The following is a 26,321-nucleotide window of genomic DNA, read 5'->3' as shown; positions in this document are numbered from 1 at the left end:
CTACTCCGCCGGCTTGGCCTTGGCTTTGCCATTCCCGTTGGCTTTGGCCTTGGGCTTGGCGGCGCCTTTGGGCACGCCGATCTCGATGACGCCGAGACCGGTCGTGTCGGCCTCCTGGAGCTTGGTCATCTCGCTCAGCGCGCGGCGGTACTCGATCGGCATCACCTTGCGGAACTTGGCGCTCCACGTCGGCCAGTCGGCGAGGATCTCCTTGGCCTTGGCCGAGTTCGTGTAGTGCGCGTGGCGCGTGATGAGCGCGTGCAGGCGCTCGGCATCCTGCGCCGTCATGTTCTGCATGACATCGACGAGGCCGTGGCTCGCGAGATCGCCGCTCTGATTGGCGAGGCGGCTCATGACTTCCTCCTCCGCGGCGACCGGCTCGAGGTCGACCATGGAGAGATTGCAGCGCGTCTCGAAGTCGCCCGCCTCATCGAGGACATACGCGACGCCGCCCGACATGCCGGCTGCGAAATTGCGGCCCGTCGACCCGAGGACGACGACAACGCCGCCGGTCATGTACTCGCAGCAGTGATCGCCCGTGCCCTCGACAACGGCATAAGCGCCGGAGTTGCGGACCGCGAAGCGCTCGCCCGCGATGCCGCGGAAGTAGCACTCGCCGGTGATCGCGCCATAGAGCACCGTGTTGCCGACGATCATGCTCTCCTCGGGCACGATGCCGGACTTGGGATCGGGGCGGACGATCAGCTTGCCGCCCGAGAGGCCCTTGCCGACGTAGTCGTTGGCCTCGCCCGTGAGATCGAGCGTGACGCCGCGCGCGACCCAGGCGCCGAAGCTCTGGCCGGCAATGCCCTTGAGCGAGATCCAGATCGAGTCCTCGGCGAGACCGGCATGACCATGAGCGCGAGCGACTTCGCCCGAAAGCATGGCGCCGGCTGCGCGGTCGCGGTTCGAGATCGCGAACTCGGCCTTGATGGGCTTCTTCGTCTCGATGGTCGGCTTTGCCGCCTCGATGAACTTGCGGTCGAGCACTTTCTCGAGACCGTGGTTCTGGCGCTCGCAATTGTGGATCGCGACGCTGGCCGGCACGACCGGCTTGTGGAAGAGCTTCTCGAAATCGAGACCGCGCGCCTTCCAGTGGCCGATGGCCTTCTCCTTGTCGAGGCAGTCGGACTGGCCGACCATCTCGCTGAACGAGCGGAAGCCGAGCGTGGCCATGATCTCGCGCACTTCTTCCGCAATGAAGAAGAAGAAGTTCACGACGTGCTCGGGCTGGCCCTTGAAGCGCTTCCTGAGCTCCGGGTCCTGCGTCGCGACGCCGACCGGGCAGGTGTTGAGGTGGCACTTCCTCATCATGATGCAGCCGGCCGCGATGAGCGGTGCGGTGGCAAAGCCGAACTCGTCGGCGCCGAGCAGCGCGCCGATCACGACGTCGCGGCCCGTGCGGATGCCGCCGTCAACCTGCACGGCAATGCGCCCGCGCAGACGGTTCATGACGAGCGTCTGGTGCGTCTCGGCAAGACCGATCTCCCAGGGGCTGCCGGCGTGCTTGATCGACGTGAGCGGCGAGGCGCCCGTGCCACCCTCGAAGCCCGAGATGGTCACGTGATCGGCGCGCGCCTTGGCGACGCCCGCCGCGACCGTGCCCACGCCAACCTCGGAGACGAGCTTGACCGAAACATCCGCCCGCGGGTTGACGTTCTTCAGGTCATAGATGAGCTGCGCCAGATCCTCGATCGAGTAGATGTCGTGGTGCGGCGGCGGTGAGATGAGGCCGACGCCCGGCGTCGAGTGGCGCACCTTGGCGATGACCTGATCGACCTTGTGGCCGGGGAGCTGGCCGCCCTCGCCGGGCTTGGCGCCCTGCGCCATCTTGATCTGCATGAGATCGGAGTTCACGAGGTATTCCGTCGTCACGCCGAAGCGGCCAGACGCCACCTGCTTGATGGCCGAGCGCATGCTGTCGCCGTTCGGCAGCGGCACGTAGCGGTCGGATTCCTCGCCGCCCTCGCCCGTGTTCGACTTGCCGCCAATGCGGTTCATCGCGATCGCGAGCGTGGTGTGCGCCTCGCGGCTGATCGAGCCGAAGCTCATGGCGCCGGTCGCGAAGCGCTTCACGATCTGCGCCGCAGGCTCGACTTCCTCGATCGGCACGGGCTTGCGCTTCATCTCCTCCGCGCTCTTGATGCGGAAGAGGCCACGCATGGTCATGAGCTGCTCGGACTGGTCGTTGATCTGAGCTGCGTAGTCGCGCCACTTCTGCGGGATCTTGCCCGCCATGGCGTCCTCGTTCGGCGTCGAGCGCACGGCGTGCTGCAGGTCCGCGACGACGCTCGGCCGCCACGAGTGCGACTCGCCGCGCGTGCGGTAGGCGTACTCGCCACCGACATCGAGCATGTTCTCGAGATAAGGCACATCGCCGAAGGCCTGGCGGTGACGCTCGGCCGTCTCGCGTGCGATCTGGAAGAGCCCGACGCCCTCGACCTGTGTGTGCGTGCCGGTGAAGTACTTCTTGACGAAGCTCGACTTGAGGCCGACCGCGTCGAAGATCTGCGCGCCGCAGTAGGACTGATAGGTCGAGATGCCCATCTTGGACATGACCTTCAGCAGCGCCTTGTCGATGGCCTTGATGTAGCGCTTGTGCGCTTCCTTGCTGTCGAGGCCGGCATCGAGCTCGGGCGCGAGCTGCTCGACGGTCTCGAAGGCGAGATAGGGATTGATCGCCTCGGCGCCATAGCCCGCAAGCGTCGCGAACTGGTGCACCTCGTACGCCTCGCCCGTCTCGACGACGAGGCCGACCGATGTGCGCAGGCCCTGCCGGATGAGATGGTGGTGCACGGCCGAGGTCGCGAGCAGCGACGGGACCGGAATGCGATCCGGGCCGGTCGCGCGGTCCGAGAGGATGATGATGTTGTAGTCGCTGGAACGGACGGCCTCCTCCGCCTCCGCGCACACCACATCGAGCGCCGTCGCCATGCCGGCAGCACCGGCTTCCGCGGCGTAGGTGATGTCGATGGTGATCGACGAGAACTGGTTGTCTGCGACCTCGCCGATGGCGCGAATGCGCTCCAGATCCTCATTGGTGAGGATGGGCTGATAGACCTCGAGACGCTTGTGGCGCGAGGTGCCCTCGAGGTCGAGCAGGTTCGGCCGCGGCCCGATGAACGAGACGAGGCTCATGACGACTTCTTCGCGGATCGGGTCGATCGGCGGGTTCGTCACCTGCGCGAAGTTCTGCTTGAAGTAGGTGTGCAGCAGCTTGGGCTTCGACGACAGCGCCGAGATCGGCGTGTCCGTGCCCATGGAGCCGACGGCCTCCTGGCCCGTCTGGACCATCGGGGCCATGAGGAACTTCAAGCTCTCCTGCGTGTAACCGAAGGCCTGCTGCAGATCGAGCAGGCTGACGTTGCTCTTCTTGCGCGGCGACTTCTTCGGCAGCGGCAGGTCCGAGACCTGGATCTGCGTGCGCTTGAGCCACTGCTCGTAGGGATTCTTCGCGGCTAGCTCGCGCTTCAGCTCGTCATCCGAGATGATGCGGCCTTCGGCGAGGTCGATCAGCAGCATCTTGCCGGGCTGAAGGCGCCACTTCTTCGCGATGTTTTCCTCGGCAATGGGAAGCACGCCCGACTCCGAGGACATGATCACGCGATCGTCCTTGGTGACGAGATAGCGCGCAGGCCGCAGGCCGTTGCGATCGAGCGTCGCGCCGATCTGGCGGCCGTCCGTGAAGGTCATGGCGGCCGGGCCATCCCACGGCTCGATCATACAGGCGTGGTACTCGTAGAAAGCCTTGCGCTCGGCATCCATGCTCTCATGGCCGGCCCAGGCTTCCGGGATGAGCATCATCGCAGCATGGGCAAGGCTGTAGCCGCCCATGACGAGGAACTCGAGGGCATTGTCGAAGCACGCCGTGTCGGACTGGCCCTCGTAGGAAATGGGCCAGAGCTTGGTGATGTCGTCACCGAAGAGCGGCGAGGAGACGGAAGCCTGGCGGGCCGCCATCCAGTTCACGTTGCCGCGCAGCGTGTTGATCTCGCCGTTGTGGGCGACCATGCGATAGGGATGCGCGAGTTTCCACGAGGGAAAGGTGTTCGTCGAGAAGCGCTGGTGCACGAGGGCGAGCGCCGAGATGACGCGCGGGTCCGAGAGGTCCTTGTAGTAGGTCTTGACCTGCCACGACAGGAACATGCCCTTGTAGACGAGCGTGCGGCTCGACAGGCTCACCGTGTAGTGGCCGACGTCGCGCTCCTTGAAGGACTTGAAGAGCGCGTTCGAGACGACCTTGCGTATGAGGTAGAGCTTGCGCTCGAACTCGTCCGGGTCGGTCATACCCTTGGGGCGGCCGACGAAGAGCTGGCGGTGCACCGGCTCGGCCGCGCGAACGAGGGCCGGCAGGCGCGAGTTGTCGACGGGCACGGTGCGCCAGCCGAGGAACTCGAGGCCTTCCTCGCGGATGAGGCGCGCCCAGATCTTCTCGCAGTGCGTGCGCATACGCTCGTCCTGCGGCATGAACATGTGGCCGACGCCATAGAGGCCGGGCTCCGGCAGCTTGATGCCGAGCTTTGCGCACTCCTCCTTCAGGAAGGCGTGCGGGATCTGGATGAGAATGCCGGCACCATCGCCGGCGCCCGCTTCGGCGCCTTCGGCACCGCGGTGCTCGAGGTTCTCGAGAATGGCGAGGGCGTCCTCGACGATCGAATGGCTGGCGCGGTTCTTGAGATCGACGATGAAGCCGACGCCGCAAGCATCGGACTCTCGTTTCGGATCGAAAAGACCCTGGGCGCGCGGCTTTGCCCAATCCATGACACTCGAGTCAATTCCGGATTGCGCGGCGCCGTTTTCGAGAGTCGCGTGTGCCATGGTCGGTGATACCCCAAGTCGTCCGAATATCATGTGCCTGAGAGCGCGCCGCCCCATCTTGTGCGGGTTTTGCGCGCCCCATTTCCAGATCGCAGGCACGCCAAGCGGCGCCGTGTGGCCGCAGACGGCCATCCCGCGTTGAAGTGGGTGAATCAGGCGGTCGGGTCATCGCTTCACGCCGACCGTGGCATATCTCCGGTTCGGATATGCTACACGGCGGGCGAAGGGTCCTGGTCGACGACTTGCTGCCTGCCCCACGAGAGTGAACCACGCCCCCCGAAAATGGCGCCTTGGGTTCAGGCGCGCGCCGGGCGGTTTGAGCGGACGATCCACACAAAGGACAGGATAGCTGACCTAGTCCACCTTGGGAATGCCAAAATTTGGGCGCCGCAACAAAAATGCCGCACCCAGGAAGTCGGGCATGGATCGAGACAGCGCGGCCGGAGTTAACTTTGAATCCCGGCGCCGAGCCTTGATTTTTGGGGCCTCAGCCAGGCCAAGTTGGCCGAGGTCGCTCAACTGGGAGCACCGCACAGGAGTTCGCCATGGCGGGACAGGTACGCCAAAGGTTCCCGAGGGTCGTGCGGCTCATCCTCATCGGCTGGCTGATGGGGGCGGGCATCGGTGCGCTCGTGGCGGCCGCCGCCCTCGCAATGGAGGGCTCGCCTCTCGGCCATCTGGTAGCTTCGAGCAGCGAGCCCTGGATTCCGACCCTGCTGCTCTTCGGCGGCATGATGACCACGTTCGCCGGCCTTTCGGCCGGCACCGCGATCATGCTGACGGTCGGGCGCGGGGATGATGGCCCGCGCTGACGCTTTCTAGCGAAGCTCCTGCACCACCCAGAGCGGCGGCTCGCCGCGCGCTACGCGCTGGATGTTGTCGAAGGCATTGCGGAAGCGGGCAATGTGGTTGTCGGAGGTCGGCCCGGCGAAGTGGGCAGTCAGCACCACGTTGTCGAGCTGAAGGAGCGGATTGTTCGCTGGCGGCGGCTCCTGGTCGAACACGTCGAGGCCGGCGCCGAAGATCTTGCCCGCGCTCAGCACCTTCGTTAGCGCCGGCTCGTCGATGACCGGGCCGCGGCTCGTGTTCACGAGGATCGCCGTCGGTTTCATGAGCGCCAGCTCCTCGGCGCCGATGAGGTGACGCGTCGAGGCGTTGAGCGGTACGTTGAGCGAGACGAAGTCGCTGGTCCGCAGCAGCTCCTTGAGCAGGCGGAATTTGACGCCGATCGCGTCCTCCTCGTCCTCGGTGAGGCGGCGGATGTCGAAATAGACGACCTTCATGCCGAAGGCGCGCGCGAGACGGGCCACCTTCTTGCCGATCGTGCCGAGGCCGACAATGCCAAGCGTCTTGTCATAGAGCTCGTACATGGCCGGTGCCGGACCATTGCCGCGCCAGCGTCCGCCGCGCACGCTCGCGTGCTGCCAGATTACGCGCCGCGAGACCGTGAGCATGAGCATGATCGCGTGCTCGGCGACCGAGATCGCGTTGGCGCCGCCGTTATTGCAGACCGGCACGCCGGCTGCCCGGGCCGCCTCGATGTCCACCGCGTCATAGCCGGCACTCAGGAGCTGCACGAGCTTGAGGTTGGTGGCGGTGCGATAGAAGGGCGCCTCCATCTTCACATTCGGGTAGCAGACCATGAACTGGGCGCTCTCCACCGCGCGCATCAGCTCGGGGCCCGAATCCGGCGCCAGGACCAGCTCGAAGCCTGAGGGCGCAAGCGACTGGGCGAGCTCCCCGGTTTTGGCAGAGGGGGGAACGAGCACGATCCGCGGCGGGGTGGTCGACATGGCAGGGCGCTCCTCGGTGTTGGATTGATTGGGAGCCGAACGGCTCCGGGTGGTGGAAGGTGCCCACTATCCTCCCGCTTCGCTGTCCGGACAAGCTCCCGCCGTGAGGGGATGGAGCGCGCCCGGTGCAGGGCGGCCCGCTCTGGGGGCCGTTGTGCCCGAGTGCCGGGCGGCCTACGGATAGATCCGAGCGCGGACCGGCGGCTCACGGCGATCAGCATGACCGATACAACCGACAGGCCCGCGGCCGAGCCGGAGATGGGGGCGTCCCGGCGCATCCTCATTCTCATCTCGGCAATGCTGTCGGTGGCGCTCTACTTCAGCTCGATCCTCGTCGCCTCGACGGTGCTGCCGCAGATGCAGGGGAGCTTCTCCGCAACGCCGGACGAAGTCTCCTGGACCATGACATTCAACATCCTGGCGACCGCCATTGCCATGCCCATGACGGGCTGGCTCACGGCACGCTTCGGCCGCAGCACCGTGATGATTTGGTCGACGGGGATCTTCACGGTCTCGACGGCACTCTGCGGTTTTGCGACGTCTCTGGAGGAGATGATCCTCTGGCGCATCGCGCAGGGAGCGGCCGGCGCGCCGTGCGTGCCGCTCGCACAGACCATCCTGCTCGACACCTTCCCTCCGCGGCAGCATCGCATGGTGCTCGGCGTGTACGGCATGGGCGTCGTCCTCGGACCGATCATCGGGCCGACCATCGGCGGCTATCTCGCTGAGATCCTCAACTGGCGCTGGGCCTTCTTCCTGCTTATTCCGGTCGGCGTTGCGGCGACGCTCGGGCTCTCGGCGACATTGCCTGCGGATCGCGGGCGGGGGCCGGTGTATCTGAGCTGGATCGGCTTCATCCTGCTCTCCGTGGCGCTCGGCGGCCTGCAACTCGCGCTCTCGCGCGGCCAGCGGCTCGACTGGCTCGAGTCGATGGAGATCCGCGTCACGCTCTTCATCTCAGTTGTCGCGTTCTATCTCTTTCTCGCGCACAGCCTCACGTCGCGGCGGCCCTTCCTCGATCTGCGCCTCCTGCTCGACCGCAACTACAGCCTCGGGCTCGCGCTCATCGCCATCTTCGGCATGTTGAACTTCGTGCCCATGGTGCTGCTGCCGCCGCTCATGCGCATCTACATGGGCTATCCGGATGTGCTCGTCGGGCAGGTCGTCGGCGCGCGCGGGATCGGCGGGCTTCTCGGCTTCTTTGCGGTGATCTTTCTGTCGCGGCTCGACCCGCGCGTCAGCGTCGGCGCCGGCTTCGTCCTTCAGTTCATTGCCGGGCTCTGGCTCATGCGCATCGATCTCAATGTGACGCCGTTCGAGCTGGCGATGAACGGTATCACTCAAGGTCTTTCGGCCGGCATCATCGTCGTTGCCTTGTCGCTCGTGACGTTCGCCAATATCCCGCGCGAGCGCATGCCCGAGGCGACGGCGATGTTCCATCTCCTGCGCAATATCGGCGCGAGCCTGTTCATATCCATTTGCGTTGCCGAGGTCGTACGCTCCACGGGCACGAATTACGCCGTGCTCTCCGAGCTGATCTCGCCATACAACCGCACGCTGGCACTGCCGTGGGCTGCAGGGCCGTTCGACATGTCGAGCCCGAGCTCGCTAGCGCGTCTCTCGGGCGAGATCTCGCGGCAAGCCGCCATGATCGCGCACCTCAATGCATTCGGGCTTTTCACTGCTGCTGCCGCGGCGTCATTCCCGCTGGCGCTGCTGTTGCGGAATGCGAGGAAGCCGGCGGGTTGAATTTTTGTTTGCCGCGGGCTGCTGGGAAGTGGCGCCGCCCCTCATCCTAACCTTCGCCCCGTAAGGACGGGGAGAAGGGACCTGGTGCACTCGCGGCGCACGCTGAGTCCGTACAGGCGGGGGGGGTCGGGAGGGTGTCCCTCCCCCGGATTGGGGGGCGGGGCGAAAGCCCCGTCGCGGAGCGACCGTCGCCCTCAGCTTGCGATGCGGCCGCCGCCTTTGCGGCGAATGGCAAGCACAGTGGGACGCGGCGGCATGTTCGGATCGAAGTCCGGCCAGCGCGTCGAGGGATCGTCGAAGGTCGAGGGGCGCCCGAAGGGCTTCCAGGCACGCGCGCCGTCGGTGCCCGGGTGCTGCACGGCGAGGAAGAGTGTCTCGCCGTCGGGCGTGAAGGTCGGCCCGCAGATTTCCGCGCCGATCGGGCCACGGAAGAAGAGCCGCGAGCGGCCGCGTTCCGCGCCTTCGGTGTCGATGGCATAGAGGCCATCGGCCTTGCCGGTTTTGGGCCAGCTCGAGCCCTGGTCGGTGCTCACCCAGAGGCGCCCGTCGGCATCGAAAGCGCAGTTGTCCGGGGAAGAGAACCAGCCGTCGGCCGTCGTCGCCGGATTCCAGCGTGCGCCGACCTCCGCCACGGTCGGATCGCCGCACGCGAGGAGCAGATCCCAAGCGAAGCGCGCAGCGGCATGGTCGTTATCGGGCGGGGTCATCTCGATGATATGGCCGAAGTCGTTTTCGGCGCGCGGATTGGCGGCATTCTTCTGGTCCGCTTTGCGCCGATCGTTGTTCGTCAGCATGACATAGACTTTGCCGGTGCGCCGGTTGGGCTCGACGTCCTCGGGCCGGTCCATGGGCGTGGCCTTGAGGAGATCCGACGCAATGCGCGCGTCGATCACGACGTCGGCCTGGGAATGAAAGCCGTTCTCCGGCGTCAGCGGGCCTTCGCCGAAGACGAGCGGCAGCCAGTCGGTCGTGCCATCGTCGTTGTAGCGCGCGACGGAGAGCGTGCCCTCCGAGAAGAGGCGCATGTTGTGTGCGCGATCGCCCTCGCGATAGCGATCGCGGCTGACGAAGCGATAGACGTACTCGAAGCGCGCATCATCGCCGGAGTAGAGGACCACGCGACCGTCCTTGTTGATGAGGCATTCGGCGCCTTCGTGGCTGAAGCGGCCGAGCGCGGTGTGCTTGACGGGCGTGGACGTGGGATCGCTCGGGTCGATCTCGACGATCCAGCCGAAGCGGTTCGGCTCGTTCTGCTCCTTGTCGATGTTGAAGCGCGGATTGTAGCGGCCCCAGCTATACCAGTTGCTCGGAATGCGGTTGCGCGCGTAGCTCTTCGCCTCCGAGCCGGCGTCCGTCGGCTTGTCCTTGGGCGCGTCCGTCCAGAAGTAGCCGTGAAAATTCTCCTCGGCCGTGAGGTACGTGCCCCAGGGCGTGTGTCCGCCGGCGCAGTTGTTGAGCGTGCCGAGAACGCGAAGGCCGCTCGGGTCGGCACTCGTCTTGAGACGCGCATGACCGGCGGCGGGCCCGTCGAACGTCATGGGCGTGGAAGATGTAATGCGCCGGTTTGATTTGCTCTCCAGCACGGGCCGCCAGCGTTCGCCCTCGCGCACGATCTCGGCGACCGTGACGCCATGGGCGGCCATCTCGACGGCGACGTGGGCTTCGGTGATTTCCGAGAAGTTCGTACGCGAGACGCGCTTGATGCCCGGGAACATGGCCTCGGGATCGACGTACTCGTGATTGACGCAGAGGAGGCCGCGGTCCCCCGCATTGCCGATCGGGAAGAAGGCGACGTAGTCGTTGTTGTAGCCGAAGCGGCGCGCCTGCTCTTCGGCTGTGAGCTTGCGCGGATCGAAGGGCGCCATATCTGGAAAGAGCGGATCGCCCCAGCGGAGCAACGCGTCGGCCGTGTAGCCCTCGGCGACATGATGGCGCTCATCGACGCCGCCGGCGATCTCCTTGAAGGCGGCGGATGTGAGCGCTTCTGCACGCGCGCGGCCGGCAATGAGCGCATCTGCGCCGAACAGTGCGGTCGCGGCCGTTACGCCGAGGCTGCCCTTGAGCATGTCGCGGCGGCTATAGCGGCGGGCGATGACGGCGCCGATGCTGTGCCCGGTATCGGGATTTTTGGGGATGTCGTCCGCCGCTTCGCAGGCTTGCGACTTGCTCTCGTATTGGCTGTCGTCGTGCATGGTGTCGTCCCTCGCCATCAGGCCACCCATCATCATGCCTGCATCTTGGCGCGGGATTTGTGACATTTGAAAAGTTCCCCACTCGCCCTTGAAGGCAATGGGAAAGGGGGAAAGTGATCGCGTGCGCCAACTACTCGATGGGCACGGCGACGAAACGCAGCTCGCCTTTGGCGTCCTCGACCCTGAGCAGCACCGCCTTGCGGCCGGCCTTGCGGATCTTCTCGATGCCCGCTGCGACATCAGCCACCGATGCCACGGCGTCCTGGCCCGCCTCGACGATCACGTCGCCGACCTTGATGCCGCGCTTGGCCGCCGGGCTCTGCGGATCGACCTCGGTCACAATGACGCCCTTGGTCTTGGCATCGAGGCCGAACTGCTTGCGCAGATCCTCATCGAGCGGGGCCAAGCCGAGGCCGATCAGCCGCCCGCTCTGCGGCGTGTTCTCGCCACCCGGCTTCTGAGCCGCGGCCTCCTCCTCCATGAGCCGCGCAACCGTCACCTTGAGCGTGCGCCGCGCGCCCTTGCGCAGGACCTCGACATCCACCGTCTTGCCGATCGGCGTCTGCGAGACGAGGCGCGGCAGGCCACGCGTCGTCGTGACCTCGCGGCCGTCGAAGCGCACGACGACATCACCCGCCTCAATGCCGGCCTTCTGCGCCGGACTGTCGGCTGTGACGGACGAGATGAGCGCGCCGGCATTCTCCTTGAGACCGAGTGTCTCGGCGACATCCTCCGTGATGCTCTTGATGCGCACGCCGAGCCAGCCGCGCCGTGTCTCGCCGAACTGGCGGAGCTGATCGACGACCGATATTGCCGCATCCGAGGGTACCGCAAAGCTGATGCCGACCGAGCCGCCCGTCGGCGAGATGATTGCGGTGTTCACGCCGACCACCTGGCCGTCCATGTTGAAGAGCGGACCGCCCGAGTTGCCCTTGTTGATGGAGGCGTCCGTCTGCAGGTACTCGTCGTAGGGGCCGGAGCTGATGTCGCGCTGCTTGGCCGAGACGATGCCGACGGTGACCGAGCCGCCGAGGCCGAAGGGATTGCCGATCGCCATCACCCAGTCGCCGACCTTGAGGTCATTCGAGCTGCCGAAAGCAACTTCGGGCAGTGGCTTCTTCGGCGTCACCTTGAGCAGCGCGAGGTCCGTCTTGGTGTCCTTGCCGATGACGCGATCGACCTTGAGCTTCGAGCCGTCGTGGAAATTGATGACGATCTCGTCGGCGCCTTCGATCACGTGGTTGTTCGTGACGATCAGGCCTTCTTTGCCGTCGATGATGAAGCCCGAGCCGAGCGAGGACACCTTGCGCTGATCGTCCGGCTTGCCGCGCCGGTCGAAAAAATCCTCGAAGAACTGCTCGAAGGGCGAGCCCTTGGGCACCGAGGGAAGCGGCACACCGCTCTGCTTGCCCTTCACGCTCTGGCTCGTGGAGATGTTCACCACCGCATCGATCAGGCGCTCGGCGAGTGGGGCCACCGACTGCGGGCCGCTCCGCGCGGTCGCCTCCAGGGTGGGTGTCGCGGCCGTCATGACCAGCGCGCCGAGGAGCCCGATGGACAGCCGGCGCAGGGCCATCCGCCGCAAGGAGGGGCGCTTTGCCTCAGTCATCGACGTGGCCGGCATGGTCATTCTCGCCTCGCAATTGATCGCACGGACAAAATTCGCCGGCCGCGCGGAGGCGCGGGCCGTCGCCTGATGTCGGAATTATCCATCCAGGCGGATCCGGGACCTGTCAACGCCCGCGCCTGCTGCTGATGCATCACAAGCACGTTGATCCCCGTCCGGATGGCGGTTCCGCGCCATCTGGGCACGCACTTGCGTCAACTTGGGGGCAACGTTTGTTTTGCCGCGGGCTGCCGGCAAGGGGTGCGCAGGCGGTGGTCAGGGTGATGGTTCGGTCGCCGGGACGGCAAATCGCGCCGTTGGCGCGAGCGGGGCCGCATGCCTCTGGCATGACCCCGCACCCCGATCGGGGGACACCCCCGAACCCCCGTCTTTGTTTAGTGCCACGGGCTGCTGGGAAGAGGTGCTATCGCCTCCTTCCGTGGTGCTATGCCCGTGGCGGCCATGCGGACAGCGCTCGCGTGTGGCACCCGCTTCCCCCTCTCCCCGCTCTTCGCGGGGTGAGGGGCGGGAGCTTGCGCTGACCTCCGCGTATGCCGCCGCCCCTCATCCTAGCCTTCTCCCCGTATAGGACGGGGAGAAGGGACATCGTGGTGCGAGATGCTCGCTCCAAGTCCATAAAAGACGGGTGGGTTTGGGAGGGTGTCCCTCCCGATGGGGCGCGGGGGTCATGCCGGAGGCATGCCAGAGGCATGGCCCCGCTCGCGCCGGAGGCGCGATCCCGCTCAGCTCGAAACGCCGCCTGCGAGCGTCGGCACGTCGAAGGGCAGGAAGCCGAAGTGGCGGAGCCAGCGCATATCCGCCGAGAACATGTCGCGCAGGTCCGGGATGCCGTACTTCAGCATGGTGATGCGGTCGAGGCCCATGCCGAAGGCAAAGCCCTGATACTTCTCCGGATCGAGGCCGCAGGCGCGGATCACGTTCGGATGCACCATGCCCGAGCCGAGGATCTCGAGCCAGCGGCCGGGCTTGCCGATCGCGGCCGCATCGACGTCCACTTCCATGGACGGCTCGGTGAAGGGGAAGTGCGAGGCGCGGAAGCGCATCTTCACTTCGTCCACCTCGAAGAAGGCCTTGCAGAACTCCTCGAGGCACCACTTGAGATGCCCGAGGTGCGTCTCCTCGTCGATGACGAGACCCTCGATCTGGTGGAACATCGGCGTGTGCGTCTGGTCGCTGTCGGAGCGATAGACGCGGCCCGGCGCGATGATGCGGATCGGCGGCCTCTGGCTCAGCATCGTGCGGATCTGCACGGGGCTCGTATGCGTGCGCAGAACCATGCGCGAGCCGTCGGCGCGCGGGCTCAGGTAGAACGTGTCGTGCTCCTGGCGCGCGGGATGCTCGGGCGGGATGTTGAGCTTGGTGAAGTTGAGGTCGTCCGTCTCGATATCTGGGCCTTCGGCGACGGCAAAGCCCATGTCGGCGAAGATTTCCGTGACCTCGTCCCAGACCTGGCTCACCGGGTGAATGCGGCCCTCGGCCTGGGGGCCGAGACGCACCGGCAGCGTGACGTCCGCGCGCTCATTGGCGAGGCGCGCGGAAAGGGCTGCCTCCTCGAGGACCGACTTGCGGCTCTCGAGGGCATTAGTGACGGTGGTCTTGAGCTGGTTGACCGCCGCGCCGAAGGCCTTCCGGTCCTCGGGCGCGAGCTTGCCGAGCTGGCTCATGAGCTCGGAGACGCGCCCCTTTTTGCCGAGCGCGCCGATGCGCACCTGCTCGATGGCGCCGAGATTTTCGGCGCGATCGATCTCGCCGATCAGCTCGGCTTCGAGGGCATTGAGGTCAGCGGGCGCACTGGTGGCGGTCATGGTCGGCCTCGTCGGGTCGGAGGACGACTTAGGCCGCCTTCGCGACAGCCGCGCTGGCCTGCTCGACGAGCGCCCTGAAGCCCGCCGGGTCCTTCACCGCGACATCGGCCAGCACCTTGCGGTCCACCAGGATGCCGGCGACCGACAGGCCATGGATGAAGTTGCCGTAGGTCATGCCGTGCTCGCGGGCGGCGGCATTGATGCGCTGGATCCAGAGCGCGCGGAACGTGCGCTTCTTGCGCTTCCTATCGCGATAGCCGTACTGCAGGGCCTTCTCGACGGCCTGCTTGGCCATGCGGATCGTATTCTTGCGCCGGCCGTAATAGCCTTTGGCGGCGTCCAGGACTTTCTTGTGCTTTGCGTGAGCGGTCACGCCACGCTTGACGCGGGCCATGGGAATTCTCCTAGAGCTTCAAAATCTTCAGATGACAGCGGGGCTGATCGGCGACGCCGCTCAGCTATGATTGGGCCCCATCGCGTCAGCGATGATAAGGCATGTACTTCTTGACGATGCCGGCGTCGCTGTCGTTGAGGGTCATGGTGCCGCGCGCAGAGCGGATGAACTTGGCCGTCCGCTTGATCATGCCGTGACGCTTGCCCTGGGCCGCGGCAACAACCTTGCCCGTACCCGTGATCTTGAAGCGCTTTTTGGCGCCGCTCTTGGTCTTCATCTTGGGCATTTGGCTCTCCATATTCTTGATTTTACACGGATTTCTCCGTGCGAGCCCGCGAAATGCAGGCGGTGATGCAAAGCATCGAAAGCCGCCACGGCATGCCCCGCCGGGCGGCTCGAACGAGCGGGGTTATAGGGGAGCGGGGGCAGGAAGGCAAGGGAGGGGGAGGGGGCTAGAGTTTGCGCCCACCACTCGCACCGCATGTGCCATCCACAAGGGTGGTGTGCTGCGATTGCGGCACACGCTGGCTATTCACCTAACCAGCGGATAGTTTTAGTCGCGGACAAATCGTGCGTCCGATCCCTATATGGAGCCGTCATGAAAATTCACCGATTTAGGGCGAGTGGCATACACGGCTACCTTACAATTGGGATTGAGTTCGCGCCGGATCTCACTTTCCTGACTGGTAACAACGGAAGTGGTAAATCGTCGGCCGTTCATTCGATTGTGGCGCTCATTAGCCCTTCTCTTCAGATGCTCGCCAACATTCAATTCCGAGAGATGTCATTGCATATAGAGCACGAGGGCCGGAATATTACGATAAGAGCGGAAAAAAAACGAGCGCGCAATCATAATCTCGGCGGTTGGCATAAAGGAAAAATATAGCTTTGTGCGTTTTGAGCCAGACCCGGAGGATTATTATAGGGGGCAGGAAAAAGAGCTGGATTATTATAGAGCGTTACTCGTCTCTACGTCGAACCACCCTGTTCTGGCTTTAATATCAACTCTTCCGACTCCCATGTTTTTGGACTTGGACCGGCGTGCCTCCACTCCTGACGAAGCGTCGATCAGGTATGCGATTCGCAGGAGGCGGGAGAGAAATATCTTTAGTGTCTCGCTAGGTGCCAGTATTGCGGCAGCAGTGGCTCTCGTGGAGAGCAGGTATCAGCGCCTGCAAAATCAGCTCAAGCAGATTAGCGATAGATACCGACGTCTTCTTGTTCTGAACCTAATTTCCGTTGCGCAGCGCGATTATGGGCCGATTGAGGTGCCAAGGCGGTCGGACTTACAAACGATAGTCGAACTCAGGAAGGCCGCGGCAAAAATACCAGAACTATTAGAGGTGAAGGAGAGTGACATCGAAAGTCGCCTAACTCCTTTCCTAACGCTTATGGAAGGATGGGCCAAGCAAATCCCGAAAGGCAAGGAACTTTCGGATATAATGGACCCTACGAGGCCTAGCGATCCTGCCTTCGGCGCCCTGGTCCAATGGTCTTCAAACCTGCCTCAGCTCCAAAAGATATCCGAGATGATCGATATTGTGGAGCGCCATAACGCAGAAGGCGCCGACGCTTCCAGCGTTATGAATAAGTATATCGCCTCAGTTAATAGATTTCTTAAGGACAGCAATAAGGAGCTGTTCTTTGATGGCGCAGGTAATCTTAACTTCCGAGTTGAGGATGTCCCAGGCGCGCGCTCAATTTCGTCTCTCTCCTCAGGCGAGGCTCAAATATTTGTGCTGCTGACTCACCTTTATTTTAATCCGCTCGCGCAGCAGGCTAACGTCTTCATCATCGATGAACCAGAGCTGTCGCTGCATATTGAGTGGCAGGAATTGTTTGTGGAGAGTGTGTTGGAGGCTAATCCCTCGGTCCAGTTTATTATGGCTACCCATTCCCCGTCGATCATCCTTAATAGGCTGTTTGCGTGCCGAGACATGAAGGAGGCAGGCAAAGTGGAGCTAAGGTGACCGGCATGATTAGATATTCGAGGAATGCTTTCCGTGCCGTGGCCTTCCTTAAGCGTCATAGCAATGATATCGAAATATACGTTGAGGATAGTACATGCCATAATATGCATTTATTTCTTCTCCGACGGATACTCGGCGGCGATGTGAGACTTCGCAGTGTGAATCAGGTGGGGAGCAGGCGGGATGTCATAGATCTATGTAGGACGGATCAAGCTGCCGATGGCAGGAGGCGGCTATATATTATTGATGGAGATTTTGAATTTGTGGTTGGCCGCAGGCGGCCGCAGTTAAGGAATCTATACAGGTTGCGCTGTTATTGCGTTGAGAATCTGCTGCTGAGCGAAGATGCGATTGTGGCGCTCTGCGCTGAGGCTGACTCCAACAGAAGAGAGGAGGATATTCGGAACGATTGGAGTTTTCCGCAGTGGATTGATGCGTCTTGTCGCTCGTTATCAAGCCTTTTTATAATTTATGCAGTATCGCACGCCCTGGCGACAGGCCTGCAAACCGTGGCGTATTCGGTGCATCGACTATGTGACAACAGGCGTGGTCTGGAGGTTGTGGGCGAGCGCGTACTGGTTCGAATGGTGAGCCTTATTCAAGCTATCGTGGCCCACAGTGGACGTGAAGCATTTTTAGCAGCGCTTGTGATGGTAAAGACAAATGCAACTCGGAATAGTATCACTTCCCATCAGATGATCTCGGGGAAGGACTATCTCATCCATCTGGCCTACACGCGTGCTCAAGCTCGTCATGGCTACCGTGGAACATTAGATCAGTTTAAGACGGCGCTTGCTGCGCGTGCTGATCCCCGGATTGAGCCATATCTGGGGCGGGCCCTTAGGAGAGCGCTTCGGGGATGAAAGGGCGATGTTTTTCTGACGCGCCGCGCGCGTGATCGTATCCCCGTAGGCCACCCCCTACCTCCTCCTCCCCCCACCGCCGAAGATCGACTTGATGATCGCGTTCTTCACCTGGGTGACGAGTGAGCGCATGATCGAGCGGCCGACGTCGCGCGTGATCTGCTCGCCGACGGACATGCCGCCGCGCGGGCCGCGCCCGAAAATCGTCTTCGTGATGCCGCCGCCCCAGCCACCGGCCTCGGCCTCCTGGGCCTTCTCCTCCTCGGCGGCCTCGGCCTCGGCCTTCTTCTGCAGTAGCTCGTGGGCGCTCTCGCGGTCGATCAGGTCCTCGTACTTCCCCTGAATGGGGCTCGCGTCGATAAGCTTCTGGCGCTCCTGCGGCGTGACCGGTCCGATGCGGCCCGAGGGCGGGCGGACCATGGTCCGCTGCACCATGGAGGGCTCGCCCTTGTTGTGCAGCACCGAGACCAGCGCCTCGCCGACCTTCAGCTCCTGAATGACGCGCTCGACGTCGAGCGCGGGATTGGGCCTGAACGTCTCGGCGGCGGCGCGGATGCCCTTCTGCTCGACGGGCGTGAAGGCGCGCAGCGCGTGCTGCACGCGGTTGCCGAGCTGGGCGGAGACGGCGTTCGGCACGTCGCGCGGGTTCTGCGTAACGTAGTAGACGCCGACGCCCTTCGAGCGGATGAGGCGCGTCACGCGCTCGATCTGCTCCAGCAGGGCCTTGGGCGCGTCGTTGAAGAGCAGGTGCGCCTCGTCGAAGAAGAAGACGAGCTTGGGCTTGTCCGGGTCGCCGACCTCGGGGAGCGTGTCGAAGAGGCGCGCCAGCATCCAGAGCAGGAACGTCGCGTAGAGACGCGGCGTGTTCATGAGCTTTTCGGCGGCGAGCAGATTGATGACGCCGCGGCCGTCATTGGTCGTGCGGATGAAGTCCTTGATATCGAGAGCGGGCTCGCCGAAGAAGTGGTTGGCGCCCTGCTCCTCCAGCACGAGCAGGCGGCGCTGAATGGCACCCGCCGACGTCGGCGCGACATTGCCGTACTTCGTCGTCATCTCCTTGGCGCGGCCCGCGACCTCGGCGACCATGGCGCGCAGGTCCTTCAGGTCGAGCAGCGGCAGCTTCTCGTCGGCGGCGACGCGGAACATGATGTTGAGCACGCCCTCCTGCACCTCGTTGAGCTCGAGGAGGCGCGAGAGCAGCAGCGGTCCCATGTCCTGCACGGTCGCGCGCACCGGGTGGCCCTGCTGGGCGAAGATGTCCCAGAAGACGACGGGAAAGGCGGTGTTCGTGTAGTCCTCGAGGCCGATCTCTTCCGCGCGCTTGGTCAGGAAGGGCTTGGGCTCGCCCTGCATGGAGACGCCGGAGAGGTCGCCCTTGATGTCGGCGGCGAACACGGGGACGCCTGCGGCGGAGAAGCCTTCTGCGAGCACCTGCAGCGTCACGGTCTTGCCGGTGCCGGTCGCGCCCGTGATGAGGCCGTGGCGGTTGGCGAGCTTCAGCTCCAGGCACTCGGCCCCGCCACCTTCCTCGGCATCGCTCTGGCCGATGAAGATCAGCCCTTCCTCAAGCTTGGCTTCAGCGCTCGTCATGCCGCTATCTCCCAACCCCTGCCGCGCGGTTTCCCTGGCTGATTCGCCCCCCGCTTACGGCCCACACCGTGATTGCACGGGCTTTTTGGCAATGCAACGCGGGCGAAAAGGCAGGGCGCATCCGGCGTGTGAATTGAGCGGATTCGTGTGACGGATTAAGCCGCCGGGCGAGGAAAGTGTACTGCCTCGATGCGGTTGCCGTCCGGATCGCGGACAAAAGCGCCGAAGTAGGTGGTCATGGCGGCCTTGCGATCGCCGGGAGGGCCGTCGCAGATGCCGCCGGCCGAGAGCGCGGCCGCGTGGAAGGCCGAGACGGCCTCCGGGCTCGGCGCCCGGAGCGCGATGTGGGCGCCGATATCGGCCGCGATGGGCGCCATGGCGGGCCGTGCGTTCAGCCAGAGCTCGGGATAGCGTTTGCCGAAGCCCACCTGGGTCGGCCGCTCGACGAGGCGGGCGAGCTCCAGCGGCGCGAGCGCGGCGGCGTAGAAGGCTGCGCTTTTCTCGAGATCGCGGACGGCAATGGAAAGATGGTCGATCATGCGTCCGGGTCCATGATCTCAGCGCCCGCGCACGTCCGCGAGGGCCCGGCCAAGGGCATCGGCGAGGTCGCGCCGCTCATCGTCCGTGAGGAAGCTGCCGACGGCGTAGGCGCGCCCGTGCGAGCGCAGATAGAGGCGGTTGGCGCCGTCCGGGCGCTCGGCGAGGTGTGGGCGCGCCCAGTACGGATTGAGCGCGATTTCCTCGCGCTGGCCGTTCGGCTGGACGCGGATCAGCTTCAGGTCCTCGCGGGTGATCTCGACCACCTCGATGCGACGGGCGGCGCGATAGTTGATCTTGAAGGCGCCATAGACCAGCAGGGCGTCGAGGCCGAAGAAGCCCATGACCGGCCAGGCCCCCATGGCGAGGAAGCTCATGCCGGCGACGAAGCTCACGCCGCCGATGAAGGTCATCAGGAACAAGAAGCCGCGCGGCGAGAGCGAGCGGTGCGGCATCAGCACCGCGCGGAAACCGCGACCCTCTTGCGCTTGGGCAGGATTCTCGTCCATCACCGCTCGGTCCACTACCGAAATCCCCGGAACACGGGAGCCTAATCCTCAATGGCCCGCTCTGCAAAGTCGTCGGCGGCGAAGTCCAGCCATACCAAGCAGGCCTCGTCCGCAAAACCCGCGGGCGAGGGCACGCGTTCCTTGCCGCGTCGGCGCAACGGGCGCGTCGACGCTGCGACGGTCGCCGAGATCTTTCGTCGCTTTGCGGCCGCCAATCCCCATCCCGAGGGCGAGCTGGAGCACACGAACGCCTATACGCTGCTGGTGGCGGTGGTGCTCTCGGCCCAGGCGACGGATGCGGGCGTGAACAAGGCGACGCGGCCGCTCTTCAAGATCGCGGATACGCCCGGGAAGATGGTGGCGCTCGGCGAGGAGCGCGTGCGCGAGTATATCAAGACCATCGGCCTCTACCGCAACAAGGCGAAGAACGTGATCGCGCTGAGCGAGCGGCTCATTGCCGGGCATGGCGGCAAGGTGCCGCACGATCGCGAAGCGCTCGAGGCCCTGCCGGGTGTCGGCCGCAAGACCGCGAACGTCGTGCTGAACATCGCTTTCGGTGAGCCGACCATGGCGGTGGACACACACGTCTTCCGCGTCTCGAACCGGCTCGGCATTGCACCGGGCAAGACGCCACTCGCCGTCGAGGAGGGGCTCATGCAGCGCATTCCGAAGGAATACCTCCAGCACGCGCATCACTGGCTGATCCTGCATGGACGCTACGTGTGCAAGGCACAGCGCCCGCGCTGCGAGGCGTGCATCGTGAGTGACCTCTGCACGGCGCCGGACCGCATTCTGCCCGTGACACCGCCGGCCCCGGTCTGATGATGGCTCAGTCTCCGCGCCCGCTCGTTCGTGGTCCGGCCGACGCGCCGACGTCGGTGGTGATGCAGGCGCTCGATGCGCTGGATGCCGGTGCCCGCCCGCTCGTCGTGGACGAAAGTTCGGGCCAGCTTGCTGCCGCGCTGCACGCGCGCGGGGCCGAGCCGCAGGTGTGGCGGCGGTCTGCTTCGCGCGGTGATACGGCGTCGGCGTGGCCGCAGGTGGCGGATTGCACAGCCGCGTTCGTGCGCCTCGGCAAGGATCGGCGCGCGCTCGCCATGGCGCTGCACGCAGCGGCGAGCGTGGTAGCGCCCGGCGGTGCGATAGTGCTGTTCGGCGCGAATGCAGAGGGCGTGAAGTCTGCGGCGAAGGCGCTGGAGGATGTTGCCGAAAGCATCGTGACGGTCGATACGCGGCGGCATTCGCGCGTGCTAGCCGGGAGACGGCGCGCGGACATTCCCGGGTTGCGCGCGTCACTCGATGCGTGGCGCGAGGTTCACGAGATCACGCTGAACGGCCGCGCGCGGCCCTGGATCAGCTATCCGGGTGTATTCGCGGCGGGAGAGCTCGATGCCGGGACGGCAATGCTGCTCGAGCATCTGCCCGCGCTCGCCAGTGGCGCCGCCGTGCTCGATATGGCTTGTGGCAACGGCAATATCGGCGCCGCCGTGCACGAGCGCTTTGTCGACGCGGCGGTCGATCTCGTCGACAGTGATGCGGTTGCGATCGCGGCGGCGCGGGAGAATGTCGCCGGCACTACGATCATCTGCGGTGATGGCCTCGCCGCCGCGCCGCGTGCGCGCTACGACGCGATTCTCTCGAATCCGCCGATCCATGATGGCGTCGAGGAGAGCCTTGCCTTTTTGCAGCGCCTGATCGCGGACGCGCCGGCTCGGCTGAAGACGGATGGCATTTTGCAGATCGTCATTCAGAGCCGCATTCGCGCCCTGCCGTGGTTTGAAGCGGCCTTCAAGGAGGCGGTGGTTGTCGCCCAGGACCGGCGCTTTCAGATCATCCGCGGCATTGCGGGGAATGTCGCCCGCGCTAAAGCAACGGACTTGAAATTCACCTCAACTCGGCGCTAGGCGGGGAGTGAATTTCAAGTCCAAAGTTGCTTTAGAAAACTATGACTCTAAAGCGTCTTTGAACCTTAAATGCGACTTTGAGATCAGCCCAGGCGTGGGTCGCATTTAAGGTTCGACGCTTTAGCCGTCGAGCCGCACGCTGATGCCGGCCGCGGCCATGTGCTGCTTGGCCTGGCCGATCGTGTACGTGCCGAAATGGAAGATCGACGCCGCGAGCACCGCGCTCGCGTGCCCCTGCTTCACGCCGTCCACGAGATGATCGAGCGTGCCGACGCCGCCGGATGCGATGACCGGCACGGTCACGGCATCCGAGATCGCGCGCGTGAGCGCGATGTCGAAGCCTGCCTTCGTGCCGTCGCGGTCCATGGACGTGAGCAGGATCTCGCCGGCACCGAGCGCCACGACCTCGCGCGCATACGCGACGGCATCAATACCGGTCGGCTTGCGCCCGCCGTGCGTGAAAATCTCCCAGCGATCCGCCTCGCCCGCGCCCGAGACCTTCTTCGCGTCGATCGCGACCACAATGCACTGCGCGCCGAATTTATCCGCGCCCTCGGCAACGAATTCGCGCCGGTTCACGGCTGCGGTGTTGATCGAGACCTTGTCGGCGCCCGCCGTGAGCAGGCGGCGAATGTCGTCCACCGTGCGCACGCCCCCGCCGACCGTGAGCGGCATGAAGCAGCGCTCCGCCGTGCGCTCGACAATGTCGAAGATGGTCTCGCGATTGTCCGAGCTCGCGGTGATGTCGAGAAAGCAGAGCTCATCCGCGCCGGCGGCGTCATAGGCCGCGGCCGCCTCGACGGGATCGCCGGCGTCGATCAGGTCGACGAAGTTCACGCCTTTGACGACGCGGCCGTCCTTGACGTCGAGACAGGGGATGATGCGGGTCTTGAGCATGGTGGTCTCGTGCAATTGCGCCCCGCTGGCATAGCACCATGCTGGCGGCGGAGCATCTCTTTCCAGAAGCCGGCGGTCTAAAGCTAGTGCAGTTTATCGGGCGGCGCGCCGCCCTCGCGCTCGCCGCGCGTCGCTTCTGCCTCGTCGCCATCCTCGTCGGCATCGGCACCGCCGCCCGGCACGACATACGTCTCCGACATCCAGCGCGCGAGGTCGATGTCGGCGCACCGCTTCGAGCAGAAGGGCCGAAGTGCCGGATCGATCGGGGCACCGCAGATCGGACAGCGCCCGCCTTTGGGTGTGCGCTCGTTCATTCGGTCTCGCGCTCGCCGGCTTTGAGCCAGTTGAAGTGGAGCGGGAAGCCTTCGCCCGTCAGAAGCGTCGTCACTTCCGTGAGCGGCAGGCCGACGACGTTGGTGTAGGAGCCGACGATCTTCTGCACGAAGCAACCGGCAAGGCCCTGGATGGCATAGCCGCCGGCCTTGCCGCGCCATTCGCGCGAGGCGATGTAGCTCTGGATGTCCTCTGTCGAGAGGCGGCGGAACCGCACGCGCGTATCGACAACCTTGAGCTTCACGCGGTCATCGGGTGTGATCAGGCAGAGGCCGGTCAGCACGCGGTGCGCGCGCCCGGAAAGGAGCTTCAGGCAGCCGAGCGCCTCTTCGATATCCTTGGGCTTGACCAGAATGCGGCGGCCCACGGCGACGACTGTGTCGGCTGCGAGAATGTGGGCGTCGGCGAGGTCGACATCATTGGCAACGAGATCGCGCGCCGCTTCGGCCTTGGCGCGGGAAAGGCGCGTCACGAGCGTGCGCGGCATCTCGCCCTTGCGCGGCGTTTCGTCGATCGAGGCCGGGCGCAGCGCGTCGGGTTCGATGCCGACTTGCGAGAGCAGCATGAGGCGGCGCGGACTAGCGCTCGCCAGCACGAGGCGCGGCTTGAGATCGGCGCGCCGGCCCTGTGGCTTGTTGCGCGCTCGCTGGCGACGCAACGTCTCGCGCTGTGGAGCGAGGGTGCCGCCGAGCAGAGAGAAGAGCCCTGATTTTGTAGTCGCCATCTTCGGGAGATTCCGCGGTTGCCGGACACCATGGCCACGGCAGGCCGATGAAATCAAGCGGGGGGCGTTTGATGGTGCGGGATCGCGCTTTCAGCGCGAACAGGGCCGCATGCCCTGTAACCCGCTCGGGGGACACCCCCGAACCCCCGTCTTTTACCGACTTGGAGCGAGTCGAGGGCGCACTATCATCCCCTCTCACCGCTCTAGCGGGGAGAGGGCTAGGGTGAGGGGCGGCGGCATACGCTGACGTCGCGCAAGTTCCCGCCCCTCATCCCGACCTTCTCCCCGTAAGCACGGGGAGAAGGGGAAGCGGTGCCGCACGCGAGCGCTCTCTGCATGGCCGCCGCGGGCATAGCACTACGACTGGAGGCGGCAGCACCTCTTCCCAGCAGCCCGCGGCACTAAAATCTAACGCCCAGATATCCGCGCGAAGAGCCGCATCCATGCGCCGGCAGCGACGGCCGTCTGCGGCGGCAGGCGGTAGATCACCTGCGCGGCCTCGCGCTCGAGCCGCCACGTGGTGCAATCGATCTCGTGCCCGCGCGCGACGCTCTGGGTGCGCATTCGGCCGTTCGCCGTGAAGCCGAGCTTCGTGAGAATGCGCGCCGAGGCCGGATTGTCGATGAAGTTCGCCGAGGTGAGCGCTTCGAGATTGCCGGCGGTGAAGGCATAGGTCACGACCGCGCGTGAGGCCTCGGTCGCGAAGCCCTGTCCCCAGTAGTCCTGGCCGAGCCAGAAGCCGAGCTCACCGACGCGCGTGCGTTGACAAAAGTAACCGACGCCACCGATGAGCTGCCCCTCGTGCTCGATGGCAAAGCGCACCTCGCCGCGCGCCTGCCGCAGCCAGCGCCGACACTGCCAGATGTGCAGAGGGTGCGGGATGTCGCTCGTCATGCGGGCAACGGCAAGGTTGCCCGCAAGAGCGACGAAGCGGCTCGCATCACCGAGCCGGAAGGGCCGGAGCGTCAATCGCGCGGTGTTGAGCACGGGCGTCTGCGCCATGGCCGAACCGCTTGGGGAGCGTGATCCCGGGCGCGGGTCTACTCCGCGGCCTCGACCTTCTCAGGCCGGACCGAGATGTAAATCCGCTTGTTGCGTTTGGTAGCGAACTCGACGGTGCCGTCGACGACGGCGAAGATCGTGTGGTCCGTCCCCATGCCGACGCCGGTGCCGGGGTGCCACTTCGTGCCACGCTGGCGGCAGATGATGTTGCCGGAGATGACCTTCTCTCCGCCGAACTTCTTCACGCCGAGCCGCCGGCCGGCGGTATCGCGGCCGTTGCGGGACGAGCCGCCTGCTTTTTTCTGTGCCATGACTTAAGTCTCCTCGCTGTATTGCGCCGATCGCGTCCCGCGCTCCGCCGAAGGGCGGAGGCTGCGCGCTCAGGCGCCGATGATCTCGGTGATCTTGACGGTCGTCAGCTCCTGACGATGGCCGCGCTTGCGGCGCGAGTTCTTGCGGCGGCGCTTCTTGAAGGCGATGACCTTCGGGCCGCGGCCCTGCTCGACGACCTCGGCCTTGACGAGGGCACCCGAGACGAGAGGCGCGCCAATCTTCACGCCGGCGTCGTTGCCGCCGACCATGAGGACTTCGCCGAATTCGATCTTGGCACCCGGCTCACCGGCGAGCTTCTCGACGGTGAGGACGTCGTCGGCCGCCACACGGTACTGCTTGCCGCCGGTCTTGATGACTGCGTACATCTTTGTCTTCCTTGTGTTATCCGCGTCTTTCGGCGGATCCGGCCGTGCCCGGATCACTTTGGATGCCCAGCTTCGATCCCGGCGGGGACCAGTGGGCAGGCCTCAAACAGCGCATGAGCACGGCGGCCGGACGGCCCCGCGCGAAGCCTGTCTTATGTTGGACGTCGCTCGTACTGTCAACTTAAAGGTGTCACGGCACTTTAAAAGTGCATCGACGCTCATTCCACGGCATCAAAGGCCCATGCTGAAACTGGATCATCTCACCGTCATCGCGCCGACCTTGGCGGAGGGCGTGGCGCACGTCCGGGCCTGCCTCGATCTCGACGTTCCCTTCGGGCAGCGCCACAGCTACATGGGCACGTACAACCACCTCATCCAGCTCGGCGATATGGTCTATCTGGAGATCGTGGCGCTCGACCCCGAGGCCGATGGGCCGAGCCGGCGGCGCTGGTTCGGCCTGGATGACCAGAGGAAGGTCAGGGCCGATTGGGAGGAGGGGCGGCGCCTGCGCGTCTGGGTCGCGCGGACGGACGCCATCGACGCTGTCATTGCAGGCCGCGGCGGCATATTCGGTGAGAAGGTCCCACTTCCGGCGATCAATTCGACGTTCGATTTCGCCATCCCTGAAGATGGCTCTCTGCCACTCGATGGGTCGGCGCCCTCCATCATCGACAGGCGCGGAAAGCCCCGCTCGATGGCGACAATCGCGGACCTCGGCGCGCGGCTGCGATCCTTTTCGCTCGCGCACCCGGACCCAGACGCCATCGCAGCGCTTTACCGAGAACTCGATATCGATCGCGCGCCTGAGATCACGCGCGGGCCGAAGCTTCGTTATCGCGCGCAGATCGAAACGCCGATGGGGCTGAAGGAACTGACCTGAGACGTGCGGCCGCCCGCGAGGGAGAGCGCGGAGCCG

At 64.9% G+C, this 26,321-nt stretch carries 21 protein-coding genes and 1 pseudogene; 6 read left to right on the top strand and 16 right to left on the bottom strand.

Annotated features, from left to right (window positions below):
- Positions 1–4,761 (bottom strand): glutamate synthase large subunit, encoded by a 4,761-nt coding sequence (gene gltB / locus CS1BSM3_RS22855; RefSeq protein WP_174263755.1) that lies wholly within the window; start codon positions 4,759–4,761, stop codon positions 1–3.
- 602 nt (positions 4,762–5,363) lie between these two features.
- Here gltB and CS1BSM3_RS22850 point away from each other — a divergent pair.
- Positions 5,364–5,630 (top strand): hypothetical protein, encoded by a 267-nt coding sequence (locus CS1BSM3_RS22850; RefSeq protein ID WP_072391359.1) that lies wholly within the window; start codon positions 5,364–5,366, stop codon positions 5,628–5,630.
- A 6-nt stretch (positions 5,631–5,636) separates the two neighbouring features.
- On the opposite strand, the gene CS1BSM3_RS22845 is transcribed toward CS1BSM3_RS22850, so the two are convergent.
- Positions 5,637–6,611, bottom strand: a complete 975-nt coding sequence (locus CS1BSM3_RS22845; protein ID WP_210188822.1) for a 2-hydroxyacid dehydrogenase — start codon at positions 6,609–6,611, stop codon at positions 5,637–5,639.
- A 219-nt stretch (positions 6,612–6,830) separates the two neighbouring features.
- Between CS1BSM3_RS22845 and CS1BSM3_RS22840 the strand changes: the two genes are divergently transcribed.
- Complete coding sequence (locus CS1BSM3_RS22840) at positions 6,831–8,360, top strand: DHA2 family efflux MFS transporter permease subunit (RefSeq protein WP_072391356.1); 1,530 nt, start codon at positions 6,831–6,833, stop codon at positions 8,358–8,360.
- Between the two features lie 194 nt (positions 8,361–8,554).
- Here CS1BSM3_RS22840 and CS1BSM3_RS22835 read toward each other — a convergent pair whose 3' ends face one another.
- The 5 genes from CS1BSM3_RS22835 to rpmI form a co-directional block, all read right to left on the bottom strand.
- The gene (locus tag CS1BSM3_RS22835) at positions 8,555–10,618 is read right to left on the bottom strand and encodes a PhoX family protein (protein WP_348532915.1); all 2,064 of its coding nucleotides are present in this window, start codon (positions 10,616–10,618) and stop codon (positions 8,555–8,557) included.
- A gap of 64 nt (positions 10,619–10,682) precedes the next feature.
- Positions 10,683–12,161, bottom strand: coding sequence for a Do family serine endopeptidase (locus CS1BSM3_RS22830; RefSeq protein ID WP_072394356.1), 1,479 nt, complete (start codon positions 12,159–12,161; stop codon positions 10,683–10,685).
- 740 nt (positions 12,162–12,901) lie between these two features.
- Positions 12,902–13,984: a phenylalanine--tRNA ligase subunit alpha gene (pheS, locus tag CS1BSM3_RS22825; RefSeq protein WP_072391353.1), complete on the bottom strand. Its 1,083-nt coding sequence runs from the start codon at positions 13,982–13,984 to the stop codon at positions 12,902–12,904.
- 28 nt (positions 13,985–14,012) lie between these two features.
- Entirely contained in the window at positions 14,013–14,378 is a 366-nt protein-coding gene (gene rplT, locus CS1BSM3_RS22820) for a 50S ribosomal protein L20 (protein WP_072391350.1), read from the bottom strand.
- Positions 14,379–14,463: 85 nt separating this feature from the next.
- The gene (rpmI, locus tag CS1BSM3_RS22815) at positions 14,464–14,664 is read right to left on the bottom strand and encodes a 50S ribosomal protein L35 (protein ID WP_072391347.1); all 201 of its coding nucleotides are present in this window, start codon (positions 14,662–14,664) and stop codon (positions 14,464–14,466) included.
- Between the two features lie 604 nt (positions 14,665–15,268).
- Between rpmI and CS1BSM3_RS22810 the strand changes: the two genes are divergently transcribed.
- Entirely contained in the window at positions 15,269–16,348 is a 1,080-nt protein-coding gene (locus CS1BSM3_RS22810) for an AAA family ATPase (protein WP_072391344.1), read from the top strand.
- A gap of 920 nt (positions 16,349–17,268) precedes the next feature.
- Here the strand turns inward: CS1BSM3_RS22810 and CS1BSM3_RS22800 are convergent.
- The 3 genes from CS1BSM3_RS22800 to CS1BSM3_RS22790 form a co-directional block, all read right to left on the bottom strand.
- Positions 17,269–18,801 (bottom strand): helicase HerA-like domain-containing protein, encoded by a 1,533-nt coding sequence (locus tag CS1BSM3_RS22800; RefSeq protein ID WP_072391338.1) that lies wholly within the window; start codon positions 18,799–18,801, stop codon positions 17,269–17,271.
- Positions 18,802–18,956: 155 nt separating this feature from the next.
- Complete coding sequence (locus CS1BSM3_RS22795) at positions 18,957–19,340, bottom strand: VOC family protein (RefSeq protein WP_072391335.1); 384 nt, start codon at positions 19,338–19,340, stop codon at positions 18,957–18,959.
- 18 nt (positions 19,341–19,358) lie between these two features.
- Complete coding sequence (locus CS1BSM3_RS22790; protein WP_072391332.1) at positions 19,359–19,847, bottom strand: DUF2244 domain-containing protein; 489 nt, start codon at positions 19,845–19,847, stop codon at positions 19,359–19,361.
- A gap of 51 nt (positions 19,848–19,898) precedes the next feature.
- Here CS1BSM3_RS22790 and nth point away from each other — a divergent pair, with 51 nt between their 5' ends.
- Positions 19,899–20,669: an endonuclease III gene (gene nth / locus CS1BSM3_RS22785; protein WP_072391329.1), complete on the top strand. Its 771-nt coding sequence runs from the start codon at positions 19,899–19,901 to the stop codon at positions 20,667–20,669.
- Positions 20,669–21,751, top strand: coding sequence for a methyltransferase (locus tag CS1BSM3_RS22780; protein ID WP_083528823.1), 1,083 nt, complete (start codon positions 20,669–20,671; stop codon positions 21,749–21,751). Before nth ends, CS1BSM3_RS22780 begins: the two co-directional genes overlap by 1 nt.
- A 120-nt stretch (positions 21,752–21,871) precedes the next feature.
- Here CS1BSM3_RS22780 and hisF read toward each other — a convergent pair whose 3' ends face one another.
- The 6 genes and pseudogenes from hisF to rplU all read right to left on the bottom strand — a co-directional run.
- A complete protein-coding gene (hisF, locus tag CS1BSM3_RS22775) occupies positions 21,872–22,648 on the bottom strand; it encodes an imidazole glycerol phosphate synthase subunit HisF (protein ID WP_072391323.1) in 777 nt (258 codons plus the stop codon).
- Between the two features lie 83 nt (positions 22,649–22,731).
- Positions 22,732–22,962, bottom strand: a complete 231-nt coding sequence (gene yacG, locus CS1BSM3_RS22770) for a DNA gyrase inhibitor YacG (protein WP_072391321.1) — start codon at positions 22,960–22,962, stop codon at positions 22,732–22,734.
- Positions 22,959–23,705, bottom strand: a complete 747-nt coding sequence (locus CS1BSM3_RS22765) for a Maf-like protein (RefSeq protein ID WP_072391318.1) — start codon at positions 23,703–23,705, stop codon at positions 22,959–22,961. Before CS1BSM3_RS22765 ends, yacG begins: the two co-directional genes overlap by 4 nt.
- 408 nt (positions 23,706–24,113) lie before the next feature.
- Positions 24,114–24,707, bottom strand: a complete 594-nt coding sequence (locus CS1BSM3_RS22760; RefSeq protein ID WP_072391315.1) for a GNAT family N-acetyltransferase — start codon at positions 24,705–24,707, stop codon at positions 24,114–24,116.
- 38 nt (positions 24,708–24,745) lie between these two features.
- Positions 24,746–25,018 (bottom strand): 50S ribosomal protein L27, encoded by a 273-nt coding sequence (gene rpmA, locus CS1BSM3_RS22755; protein ID WP_072391312.1) that lies wholly within the window; start codon positions 25,016–25,018, stop codon positions 24,746–24,748.
- A 72-nt stretch (positions 25,019–25,090) separates the two neighbouring features.
- A pseudogene (rplU, locus tag CS1BSM3_RS22750) lies at positions 25,091–25,405 on the bottom strand (50S ribosomal protein L21); the annotation flags it as partial.
- Positions 25,406–25,646: 241 nt separating this feature from the next.
- Between rplU and CS1BSM3_RS22745 the strand changes: the two are divergent.
- Complete coding sequence (locus tag CS1BSM3_RS22745) at positions 25,647–26,285, top strand: VOC family protein (RefSeq protein ID WP_072391305.1); 639 nt, start codon at positions 25,647–25,649, stop codon at positions 26,283–26,285.
- Positions 26,286–26,321 lie beyond the last annotated feature (36 nt).

Source organism: Hyphomicrobium sp. CS1BSMeth3, from assembly GCF_900117415.1.
Lineage (GTDB): Bacteria > Pseudomonadota > Alphaproteobacteria > Rhizobiales > Hyphomicrobiaceae.
Note: the sequence above shows the minus strand (reverse complement) of the source record. Positions and strands in the feature narration are given on the sequence as shown.